10 protein-coding genes and 1 tRNA gene are annotated in these 10843 nt (G+C 53.0%); 7 read left to right on the forward strand and 4 right to left on the reverse strand.

The genetic code is table 11. The annotated features are described in order from the left end of the window. Positions 1 to 17 precede the first annotated feature (17 nt). From VSR74_RS19795 to VSR74_RS19805, 3 genes are all read right to left on the reverse strand, one after another. A complete protein-coding gene (locus VSR74_RS19795; RefSeq protein ID WP_347796278.1) occupies positions 18 to 371 on the reverse strand; it encodes a DUF4156 domain-containing protein in 354 nt (117 codons plus the stop codon). Between the two features lie 134 nt (positions 372 to 505). Further along, complete coding sequence (gene groL, locus VSR74_RS19800) at positions 506 to 2152, reverse strand: chaperonin GroEL (RefSeq protein WP_347796279.1); 1647 nt, start codon at positions 2150 to 2152, stop codon at positions 506 to 508. Positions 2153 to 2195: 43 nt separating this feature from the next. Next, positions 2196 to 2489: a co-chaperone GroES gene (locus VSR74_RS19805; protein WP_032616151.1), complete on the reverse strand. Its 294-nt coding sequence runs from the start codon at positions 2487 to 2489 to the stop codon at positions 2196 to 2198. Positions 2490 to 2740: 251 nt separating this feature from the next. On the opposite strand from VSR74_RS19805, the gene yjeH reads away from it, so the two are divergent. Beyond that, positions 2741 to 3979 carry an L-methionine/branched-chain amino acid transporter gene (gene yjeH, locus VSR74_RS19810; protein WP_347796280.1) on the forward strand — a complete coding sequence of 413 codons (1239 nt, stop codon included), beginning with the start codon at positions 2741 to 2743 and terminating at the stop codon, positions 3977 to 3979. Positions 3980 to 4000: 21 nt separating this feature from the next. On the opposite strand, the gene VSR74_RS19815 is transcribed toward yjeH, so the two are convergent. Next, positions 4001 to 4471 (reverse strand): FxsA family protein, encoded by a 471-nt coding sequence (locus tag VSR74_RS19815; protein WP_347796281.1) that lies wholly within the window; start codon positions 4469 to 4471, stop codon positions 4001 to 4003. A 334-nt stretch (positions 4472 to 4805) separates the two neighbouring features. Between VSR74_RS19815 and aspA the strand changes: the two genes are divergently transcribed. The 6 genes from aspA to VSR74_RS19845 all read left to right on the forward strand — a co-directional run bounded on the left by aspA (position 4806) and on the right by VSR74_RS19845 (position 10549). Next, positions 4806 to 6242, forward strand: coding sequence for an aspartate ammonia-lyase (gene aspA / locus VSR74_RS19820; RefSeq protein WP_347796282.1), 1437 nt, complete (start codon positions 4806 to 4808; stop codon positions 6240 to 6242). A gap of 113 nt (positions 6243 to 6355) precedes the next feature. Continuing rightward, on the forward strand, positions 6356 to 7657 hold the full coding sequence (locus VSR74_RS19825; protein ID WP_149465086.1) for an anaerobic C4-dicarboxylate transporter: 1302 nt from the start codon (positions 6356 to 6358) through the stop codon (positions 7655 to 7657). A gap of 98 nt (positions 7658 to 7755) precedes the next feature. Next, positions 7756 to 8079 carry a divalent cation tolerance protein CutA gene (cutA, locus tag VSR74_RS19830; RefSeq protein ID WP_347796287.1) on the forward strand — a complete coding sequence of 108 codons (324 nt, stop codon included), beginning with the start codon at positions 7756 to 7758 and terminating at the stop codon, positions 8077 to 8079. Beyond that, positions 8055 to 9737 (forward strand): protein-disulfide reductase DsbD, encoded by a 1683-nt coding sequence (locus tag VSR74_RS19835; protein ID WP_347796283.1) that lies wholly within the window; start codon positions 8055 to 8057, stop codon positions 9735 to 9737. The genes cutA and VSR74_RS19835 overlap by 25 nt, the downstream gene beginning before the upstream one ends. 46 nt (positions 9738 to 9783) lie before the next feature. Then, the gene (locus VSR74_RS19840) at positions 9784 to 10359 is read left to right on the forward strand and encodes a transcriptional regulator (protein WP_347796284.1); all 576 of its coding nucleotides are present in this window, start codon (positions 9784 to 9786) and stop codon (positions 10357 to 10359) included. 114 nt (positions 10360 to 10473) lie between these two features. After that, positions 10474 to 10549: transfer RNA gene (locus VSR74_RS19845), tRNA-Phe, on the forward strand. The last annotated feature ends 294 nt before the right edge of the window (positions 10550 to 10843 follow it).

The following is a 10843-nucleotide window of genomic DNA, read 5'->3' on the forward strand; positions in this document are numbered from 1 at the left end:
TTACCGCACCATCAAAATCAATTCGGGCACTTATAAACCTGGCCGTTCATTTCGGTATCGGTCGGCACAAAGCTTGAGAGCATCCCCTGGGTTGGGCTACTCACACCGTAAATCACGTTGCCGCCCATCTCTGCTGCATGATTACGCAGGGCATTCGCCGCACCGCGCATCGAGCCGCCCTCTTCGCCGGTCTGGCCAGAAAGCCAGTTCCCCTGTTGACCTGTAGCGGTACCTAAAAGCTGGCATTCTGCGCCCGGTTTATCTTCAACAAAACGAACATTCTGCCCACCGGCGCTTAATTCATTGCTGGTGCTACAGCCTGCTAACAGCAACGCCGCGCCAACGATCCCTGCTAAATATTTTACCTGCATGTTATTCCCCACAATCAATGAGCTGGACGCACGTCGTCCGCGTGTAAATCTTATACTAAAAAGATGACCAAAAGAAAAACCCCCGGTCATTACTGACCAGGGGTTTCTTTGTTGCTATGGGGTATAGCGCACGATTACATCATGCCGCCCATACCACCCATGCCACCCATACCACCAGCAGCACCTAAGTCAGGCGCATCGCTTTTCGGCAGGTCGGTCACCATGCACTCGGTGGTGATCATCAGGCCAGCAACGGATGCCGCGTACTGCAGAGCAGAACGAGTCACTTTCGTTGGGTCCAGGATACCGAAGTCGATCATGTTGCCGTATTCTTCAGTTGCGGCGTTGTAACCGTAGTTACCTTCACCCGCTTTAACTGCGTTCGCGACAACAGACGGTTCTTCACCGCAGTTCAGAACGATCTGACGCAGAGGAGCTTCCATTGCGCGCAGCGCAACTTTGATACCCACGTTCTGATCTTCGTTCTGGCCGCGCAGGGCGCTCAGTTTCGCTGCAACGCGAACCAGCGCTACACCACCACCAGCAACCACGCCTTCTTCTACCGCCGCACGGGTCGCGTGCAGGGCATCGTCAACGCGTGCTTTTTTCTCTTTCATTTCAACTTCGGTAGCGGCACCGACTTTGATAACTGCAACGCCGCCTGCCAGTTTAGCAACGCGTTCCTGCAGTTTTTCGCGATCGTAGTCAGAGGTTGCTTCTTCGATCTGTTTACGGATCTGAGTAACACGGCCCTGAATTGCAGATTCTTCACCCACGCCATCGATGATGGTGGTGGTGTCTTTGTTGATAACAACGCGTTTTGCCTGACCCAGATCTTCCAGCGTGGTTTTTTCCAGCTCCATACCGATCTCTTCAGAGATAACGGTACCGCCAGTCAGGGTTGCGATGTCCTGCAGCATAGCTTTACGACGGTCGCCGAAGCCCGGTGCTTTAACAGCAGCTACTTTCACGATGCCGCGCATGGTGTTAACCACCAGCGTCGCCAGCGCTTCGCCTTCCACGTCTTCAGCGATGATGACCAGCGGTTTGCCTGCTTTCGCAACGGCTTCCAGAACTGGCAGCATTTCGCGGATGTTGGAGATTTTTTTGTCAGCCAGCAGGATGAACGGGCTTTCCAGTTCAACAGCACCGGTTTCCGGTTTGTTGATGAAGTACGGGGACAGATAGCCGCGGTCGAACTGCATACCTTCAACCACGTCCAGCTCGTCTTCCAGGCCGGTGCCATCTTCAACGGTGATAACGCCTTCTTTACCGACTTTATCCATCGCTTCAGCGATCAGTTTACCCACGGTTTCGTCGGAGTTAGCGGAGATGGTGCCTACCTGAGCGATAGCTTTGGAATCAGAGCACGGTACAGACAGCGTTTTCAGCTCTTCAACAGCCGCAGTAACTGCTTTGTCGATACCACGTTTCAGATCCATCGGGTTCATGCCCGCAGCAACAGCTTTCAGGCCTTCAGTGATGATGGATTGAGCCAGTACGGTCGCGGTGGTGGTGCCGTCGCCTGCAGCGTCATTCGCTTTAGAGGCAACTTCTTTCACCATCTGCGCGCCCATGTTTTCGAATTTGTCTTCCAGTTCGATTTCACGCGCGACAGAAACACCATCTTTAGTGATGGTCGGCGCACCGAAGGATTTGTCGAGAACCACGTTACGGCCTTTCGGGCCCAGGGTTACTTTAACTGCGTCTGCCAGTACGTTTACGCCGCGCAGCATTTTCACACGAGCGTCGTTACCGAATTTTACGTCTTTAGCTGCCATTATCTTTATTCCTTAAATTCGTATGTTCAGTGTCGTTCGCGGATTACGCTTCAACAATTGCCAGAATGTCGCTTTCGGACATGATCAACACTTCTTCGTTGTCGATCTTCTCAGATTTCACGCCGTAGCCATCGTTGAAAATAACGATGTCACCAACTTTAACGTCCAGCGGCTGCACATTCCCGTTTTCCAGGATGCGACCCTTACCGACAGCGATGATTTCGCCACGAGTTGATTTTGCTGCTGCAGAACCGGTCAGAACGATGCCGCCCGCAGATTTAGTTTCAACTTCTTTGCGTTTGACGATCACACGATCATGTAACGGACGAATACTCATTGATAGCTCTCCTTTGAGAAAGTCTTTATCAGTTATGGGTGACGCCGGGCCGCAATCGGTTTTCCGGCTAGTGACCAGAGAGATGGGGATGGGGGCAACCCCCTTCAAGGGGGAGGTAGAAAAAAATTTAAGAAAAAATTGTGGAAGGTACGAAACGGCGGCCCCGGATCCAAAACGGCGAAAATAGCTGGCGTTTCAGCCAATAATGGTTGTGTTACTATCCCTTTCTTTGTGAATGCCTGGACGCGGTCATGAGTGGTTTGAAACAAGAGCTGGGGTTGGCTCAGGGTGTCGGTTTACTTTCAACTTCATTGCTGGGAACCGGTGTTTTCGCCGTTCCTGCGCTGGCGGCGCTGGTTGCCGGAGGCGATAGCCTGTGGGCATGGCCGATTCTGATTATCCTTGTGTTCCCCATCGCCATTGTGTTCGCCATTCTGGGGCGTCATTTCCCCAGCGCAGGCGGCGTGGCGCACTTTGTTGATATGGCTTTTGGGCCGCGCCTGGCACGAGTCACTGGCTGGCTGTTTCTCTCGGTCATTCCGGTTGGCCTGCCGGCCGCGCTGCACATTGCAACCGGGTTTGGCCAGGCTCTGTTTGGCTGGCACGACAGCCAGCTTTTACTGGCAGAGATAGGTACACTGGCAATCATCTGGTGGCTGGGCTCACGCGGCGCCAGCTCCAGCGCCAACCTTCAAACGCTGGTCGCGGTATTAATTGTTGCGCTGATCGCTGCCATCTGGTGGTTTGGCGATATTGCTGTGCGTGAAATCCCCTTTCCACCGATCATGCAAATCGCTCCCGCCCATCTTTTTTCAGCGCTATCCGTCATGTTCTGGTGTTTTGTCGGGCTTGAGGCGTTCGCCCACCTGGCTGCAGAGTTTAAAAACCCGGAGCGCGATTTCCCTCGGGCATTGATGATTGGCCTTCTGCTCGCCGGTGCGGTTTACTGGGCCTGCACGGTCGTGGTTTTACACTTCAACGCTTTTAATAGCGAGCTTGCCGCCGCCGCGTCACTGCCCACCATCGTGGTGCAGCTTTTTGGCGTGAAAGCGCTGTGGGTAGCTTGCGTTATTGGCTATCTCGCCTGCTTTGCCAGTCTGAACATCTACATTCAAAGTTTCGCCCGCCTGGTCTGGACACAGGCACAAAGCAAGCCGGAGAGCACGCTCTCCCGCCTGTCGAAACGGCAGTTACCGGTTAATGCGCTGAATGCCGTGCTGGGCTGCTGTATGGTCAGCGCGCTGGCTATCTTCTGGCTGGATATTAATCTTGATGCACTGATCGTCTACGCCAATGGTATCTTCATTCTTATCTATTTGCTTTGCATGCTGGCGGGATGTCGCTTGCTGAAAGGGCGTTATAAGGCACTGGCGGTCATCGGTGCTTTACTTTGTCTGCTACTACTGGCGATGGTGGGCTGGAAAAGCTTGTATGCCATTGTGATGCTGGGTGTTTTCTGGTTGTTTCTGCCAAAAAGAAGTGGCGCGTAAACCGCGCCACGATATGAGAAATTAACGATCGTCTTTATGGTCGAGACGATCGCGTTCTTCATCTTTACGCTGATACTCACCATCGAAGGTATTGCCGCCATCGTTACCGGCGCTGAACCCTCCGCCCGGCATACGTGAGAAGTGCAGATGCGGCAGCAGTTTTAAGGTCAGATGTTTCTGCACCGGCGGCAGCAGAAGCAGCAGTCCGAGGAAATCGGTAAAGAACCCCGGCAACAGCAGCAGAATACCCGCCAGAATCAGTGAAACACTTTTCACCATCTCCGCCGCCGGGCTTTCGCCCGCTTCCATTTTCTGCTGCATCAGCACGAAGTTTTTAAACCCCTGATTACGCACCAGCGACATACCAATCACGGAAGTGAAGATGACCAGCACCAGCGTAAGCAGGACGCCAAAAACGTGGGCGACCTGAATAAAAATCGATATCTCTATGTAAACATAGAGAAAAATAGCAATAAATGGTATCCAGCGCACTGGCCTCTCCTGTCAATCGTAGATGCCATTGCATCCGCGTATAAAATTTGCTCCTGATATTCTGTGTAGATGGAGGCGTCCTGTCATTTTTCAATCAGACAGTCGAGAAATTTTTGTCAGCAATAGTCAAGCGGTGACCCATTTCACAAATCAATAAATCTTATAAGAAACGCCTCAGAATAAGTGATCAAGATTACTGTAATTCGCTATCATCAGCATATGATCACGGGCACCGGGTCGATTAAGGACATAATCGTCGGCCAGAAAATACGCATAACCTCGTAAATTCTGCGTATTTGGTGAATTCATTGGCAGATTGCAAAAGAAGGTTCACATGCTAAACAACATTCGTATCGAAGAAGACCTGTTAGGTACAAGGGAAGTCCCTGCGGACGCGTACTATGGCGTTCATACTCTGAGAGCGATTGAAAACTTCTACATCAGCAACAGTAAAATCAGTGATATCCCTGAGTTTGTTCGCGGCATGGTGATGGTGAAGAAAGCCGCTGCGTTGGCAAACAAAGAGCTCCAGACCATTCCCAAAAGCGTAGCTAACGCGATCATTGCGGCCTGTGATGAAGTCCTGAATAACGGCAAATGCATGGATCAGTTCCCGATTGACGTCTACCAGGGCGGCGCGGGCACATCCGTTAACATGAACACCAACGAAGTGCTGGCGAACATTGGCCTGGAACTGATGGGACATCAGAAAGGCGAATACCAGTATCTGAATCCGAACGACCACGTTAACAAATGCCAGTCCACCAACGATGCTTACCCTACCGGCTTCCGCATCGCGGTGTACACCTCAATTGTAAAACTGGTGGATGCAATTCATCAGTTAGGCGAAGGCTTCCAGCGTAAAGCGGTTGAGTTCCAGGACATCCTGAAGATGGGTCGTACCCAGTTACAGGATGCGGTGCCGATGACCCTCGGCCAGGAATTTCACGCGTTCAACGTGCTTCTTAATGAAGAAACGAAAAACCTGCTGCGCACCGCTGAATTGCTGCTGGAAGTCAACCTCGGCGCGACGGCTATCGGTACACGCCTGAATACCCCGGATGGCTATCAGCAACTGGCGGTACAGAAACTGGCGGAAGTCAGCAACCTGGCTGTCGTTCCGGCGGAAGACCTGATTGAAGCAACCTCTGACTGCGGTGCTTACGTAATGGTTCACAGCTCACTGAAACGCCTGGCTGTGAAGATGTCCAAAATTTGTAACGACCTGCGCCTGCTCTCTTCAGGCCCACGCGCCGGCCTGAACGAAATCAACCTGCCGGAACTGCAGGCGGGCTCATCCATTATGCCAGCGAAAGTAAACCCGGTAGTGCCGGAAGTGGTAAACCAGGTGTGCTTCAAAGTGATCGGCAATGATATTACCGTCACAATGGCTTCTGAAGCGGGTCAGTTGCAGTTGAACGTCATGGAGCCAGTGATTGGCCAGGCGATGTTCGAGTCTATCCATATTCTGACTAACGCATGCTACAACCTGCTGGAAAAATGCATCGACGGCATTACTGCCAACAAATCGGTTTGCGAAGGTTACGTTTACAACTCGATCGGGATTGTGACCTACCTGAACCCATTCATCGGCCACCACAACGGCGATATTGTAGGCAAGATTTGCGCCGAAACCGGTAAGAGTGTGCGTGAAGTCGTTCTGGAGCGCGGCTTGCTGACGGAGGCTGAGCTTGATGACATCTTCTCTGCGCAAAACCTGATGCATCCGGCTTACAAAGCGAAGCGTTATACCGATGAAAGCGAACAGTAATTCTTCGGTCTAGTTTTAAAAGGCATGTCAGCAATGACATGCCTTTTTTGTTTTCTATGATTTACTAACTCACAACATTCTAATATCAACTTGTAAACACAAGGAAGGCTACTATGTTTGGTGCAGAGCTCGTTATTGTCCTGCTTGCGATCTATCTCGGAGCAAGACTCGGCGGTATCGGCATTGGTTTTGCCGGTGGCTTCGGCGTCCTTATCCTGACCCTTATCTTTCAAATTAACCCGGGAGCTATCCCGTTCGACGTTATTGAAATCATCATGGCGGTTATTGCAGCTATCGCCGCCATGCAGGTTGCGGGGGGGATGGATTACCTCGTTAGCCTGGCGGAGCGTATGCTGCGTCGTCATCCTAAATACATTACGTTCCTCGCGCCGCTGGTCACCTGGTTTATGACTATTCTGGCGGGTACCGGCCATACGGCGTTCTCCACGTTGCCGGTTATCACTGAAGTGGCGAAGGAGCAGGGTATTCGCCCATCTCGTCCACTTTCTATCGCCGTTGTCGCCTCACAGATCGCGATCACCGCTTCCCCTATCTCCGCTGCCGTCGTTTTCTTTGCCGGTATCCTGGAGCCGATGGGCGTAAGCTATCTGACTCTGCTGGCTATCTGTATTCCGGTCACGCTGATCGCCGTCATGATCACCGCCTGCGTGTGTAACTTCCTTGGCTGCGAACTGAAAGATGACCCGGTTTATCAGGAACGTCTGGCAAAAGGTGAAGTGAAGCTGCGCGGAAGCCAGGTATTCAAACTGAAACCGCACGCCAAACGCTCCGTTCTGCTGTTCCTGATCGGTATCGTGGCGGTGATGTTCTATGCCACCGCGATCAGCGATACCGTCGGCCTGATTCAGAACCCGGTACTACCGCGTAACGAAGCGATTGTGGTCTTCATGCTGACTATCGCCACGCTGATTTGCTTTACCTGTAAAATTGATACCGGTGAAATCCTCAACGCCAGCACCTTTAAATCGGGTATGAGTGCCTGTGTCTGCGTACTGGGCGTGGCCTGGCTGGGTGATACTTTCGTCAAGGCGCACATCACCGATATCCAGGAAGTGGCGGGTGACCTGCTGCATAACTATCCGTGGTTGTTGGCCGTGGTGCTGTTCTTTGCTGCGACTCTGCTCTACTCTCAGGCCGCAACCACCAAAGCCCTGATGCCTGCCGCGTTGATGCTGGGTGTTACCCCGCTGACGGCGATTGCCTCTTTTGCCGCGGTTTCCGCGCTGTTCGTTCTGCCTACCTACCCAACTCTGCTGGCGGCGGTTGAAATGGACGATACGGGTTCCACGCGTATCGGTAAATACGTCTTTAACCATGCGTTCCTGGTGCCTGGCGTTATCGCAATCGCTTTGTGCGTCATCTTAGGTTTCATCTTCGGCGGGATTATGCTGTAAGTAAAAAACCTTAAACCGGGCCGCCCTGCGGCCCGATTCACTCATCCCCCCTGCCACACCGTGCTATAGTTGCCTCTTTCACCGATACGAGGTTGATGATGAGCACTACCGACGCTGTTGTTGTTCTCTGTACTGCCCCGGATGAAGCGACTGCCCAGGATTTAGCAGCCAAAGTGCTGGCGGAAAAACTTGCTGCATGCGCAACAATTATTCCCGGCGCGACATCGCTCTATTACTGGGAAGGGAAGCTGGAGCAGGAGTACGAAGTGCAGATGGTTCTCAAAACCACTCTGACGCATCAGCAGGCGCTGCTCGATTGCCTGAAGTCTCATCACCCGTATCAAACCCCGGAATTATTGGTTCTACCCGTTACTCACGGAGACAGCGATTACCTCTCATGGCTCAACGCATCTTTACGCTGATCCTGCTGCTGTGCAGCACATCAGCCTTTGCCGGTCTGTTTGACGCCCCCGGCCGTTCTAACTTTGTTCCTGCTGATCAGGCATTCGCATTCGATTTTCAACAGAATAAACAGGATCTCAACCTCACCTGGCAGGTAAAAGAGGGCTACTACCTCTATCGCCAGCAAATAAAAGTCGTGCCCAATCAGGCACAGACATCGCCGCTGGTACTGCCTACCGGGCAGTGGCATGAAGATGAATTTTATGGCAGGAGCGAGATTTACCGTCAACGACTGACTGTGCCCGTCACCATCAACCAGGCCTCGCAGGGCGCAACGCTGACGGTGACTTATCAGGGCTGTGCTGACGCGGGCTTCTGCTACCCGCCAGAAACCAGAACCGTACCACTAAGCGCCGTGACGGCGACTTCCGCGCCTGCTGAAATATCTGCTCCCGCCAGCACGGATTTACCCTTCTCTGCGCTCTGGGCGCTGCTGATTGGTATTGGCATCGCATTCACCCCTTGTGTGTTGCCGATGTATCCACTTATCTCCGGCATTGTTCTGGGCGGTAAACAGCGTCTTTCAACAACGCGGGCGTTGCTGCTGGCGTTTATCTACGTTCAGGGAATGGCGCTCACCTACACCGCCCTGGGGCTGGTTGTCGCCGCCGCAGGCATGCAGTTCCAGGCCGCGTTGCAGCATCCATACGTACTGATTGGCCTCTCTGTGGTCTTTATCCTGCTGGCGTTATCGATGTTTGGCGCGTTCTCTCTGCAACTGCCGTCGTCTGTACAGACGCGATTAACGCTGATGAGCAACCGCCAGCAGGGCGGCTCTCTGGGCGGCGTTTTCGCGATGGGCGCAATTGCCGGGCTAATCTGCTCGCCGTGCACCACCGCGCCACTGAGCGCCATCCTGCTCTACATCGCGCAAAGTGGTAACCTGCTGTTGGGCGGCGGGACGCTTTATCTGTATGCGCTGGGAATGGGTCTACCGCTAATTCTGGTCACTGTCTTTGGCAACCGCCTGTTACCGAAAAGTGGGCCATGGATGGCGCATGTTAAAACGGCGTTTGGCTTTGTGATCCTCGCATTGCCGGTATTCCTGCTGGAACGCGTCATTGGTGACGCGTGGGGACTGCGTTTGTGGTCACTGCTCGGCGTAGCCTTCTTTGGCTGGGCCTTCATCACAAGCCTTGGCGCGCAAAAGCCGTGGATGCGACTTGGGCAGATCATCCTGCTTGCCGCCGCGTTAATCAGCGTACGCCCGTTACAGGACTGGGTCTTCGGCAACACGGCGGCCGCACAGGAGCGCTCGCATCTGAACTTTACTCCGGTTAGCAGTGTTGAAGAACTCACCCAGGCGCTGGCGAAAGCCAAAGGCCGGCCGGTGATGTTAGATCTTTACGCCGATTGGTGCGTGGCCTGCAAAGAGTTTGAGAAATACACATTCAGCGATCCACAGGTTCAACAGGCGCTGAGCAATACGGTATTGTTGCAGGCGGATGTCACCGCCAACAGTGCACAGAATGCCGCGTTGTTGAAACATTTAAACGTACTGGGCCTGCCCACCATCCTCTTTTTCGATAAAGAGGGGCAGGAACAGCCGACACAACGGGTAACCGGCTTTATGGATGCTGCTGCATTCAACGCGCATTTGCGCGATCGCCAACCGTAGACAACACTTTAGACGGGAAAAACCGTTGGGAACGAAGGAGAACACCGTGCAACGTGAAGATGTCCTGGGAGAAGCCCTGCATTTACTTGAGATCAGAGGGATAGCCAGCACTACGCTTGAGATGGTTGCCGAACGTATCGATCGTCCACTCGACGAACTGAGACGTTACTGGCCCGATAGCGAGGCGCTGCTTTATGACGCACTGCGCTATCTCAGTCAGCAAGTGGATATCTGGCGTCGTCAACTGATGCTTGACGACGAGCTTACCGCTGAACAAAAACTGCTGGCACGCTACAACGCGCTGACGGACTGCGTCAGTAACCAGCGTTATCCTGGCTGCTTGTTTATCGCGGCTTGTACCTTTTATCCCGATCCAGGCCATCCGATTCATCAACTGGCAGACCAACAAAAACAGGCGGCTTATGCCTTCAGCCACGAACTGCTGACGCAACTGGAAGTCGATGACCCGGCAATGGTGGCCAAGCAGATGGAGCTGGTGCTGGAAGGCTGCCTGAGCCGAATGCTGGTGAATCGGAGCCAGGTTGATGTTGATACAGCGCACCGACTGGCGGAAGATATTCTGCGCTTCGCGCAGTGCCGTCAGGGTGGTGCCTTAACCTGACTGTGCTTTTTTCAGGCGCCTTGCATGAAAAGCATGCAGTTAACGCGTTTTCATCACTTATTTCGTCGAAATCCATTGACGCCAACGGCCCTTTACGGTTTAATGCGCCCCGTTGCCCGGATAGCTCAGTCGGTAGAGCAGGGGATTGAAAATCCCCGTGTCCTTGGTTCGATTCCGAGTCCGGGCACCACTATTCAAAGAACCCAGCCTATGGCTGGGTTTTTGCTTTTCCGGGGTTTGTACTCCACTCTTCCTGCTCTCCTCCCTTACGCTTTTAAATCATCGCTGTAATCAACGTGAAGCGTTTTAATCTGCTGAGTATTGTTCTGGCAGGGATTGATCAGAGATCGTCTGAAAGACAGTTGTGTGCGCTGTGTTGCCCGGTAGGTGATGCTGCTGTATGACCGGATAAGGCGCTACCGCATCCGGTAGTTTTTTTCGCAGCAACGCAAAAAGGCCACCCTTGCGGATGGCCTTTTGCTTT

The sequence above is a fragment of the Pseudocitrobacter cyperus genome (assembly GCF_039889165.1).
GTDB lineage: Bacteria > Pseudomonadota > Gammaproteobacteria > Enterobacterales > Enterobacteriaceae > Pseudocitrobacter > Pseudocitrobacter cyperus.

Bases quoted from the DNA above. Each gene is read 5' to 3' on its own strand.
- yjeH (WP_347796280.1), top strand. From the start codon at position 2,741: ATGAGTGGTTTGAAACAAGAGCTGGGGTTGGCTCAGGGTGTCGGTTTA.
- aspA (WP_347796282.1), top strand. From the start codon at position 4,806: ATGCTAAACAACATTCGTATCGAAGAAGACCTGTTAGGTACAAGGGAA.
- VSR74_RS19835 (WP_347796283.1), top strand. From the start codon at position 8,055: ATGGCTCAACGCATCTTTACGCTGATCCTGCTGCTGTGCAGCACATCA.
- VSR74_RS19805 (WP_032616151.1), bottom strand. From the start codon at position 2,489: ATGAGTATTCGTCCGTTACATGATCGTGTGATCGTCAAACGCAAAGAA.
- VSR74_RS19825 (WP_149465086.1), top strand. From the start codon at position 6,356: ATGTTTGGTGCAGAGCTCGTTATTGTCCTGCTTGCGATCTATCTCGGA.
- groL (WP_347796279.1), bottom strand. From the start codon at position 2,152: ATGGCAGCTAAAGACGTAAAATTCGGTAACGACGCTCGTGTGAAAATG.
- VSR74_RS19795 (WP_347796278.1), bottom strand. From the start codon at position 371: ATGCAGGTAAAATATTTAGCAGGGATCGTTGGCGCGGCGTTGCTGTTA.
- cutA (WP_347796287.1), top strand. From the start codon at position 7,756: ATGAGCACTACCGACGCTGTTGTTGTTCTCTGTACTGCCCCGGATGAA.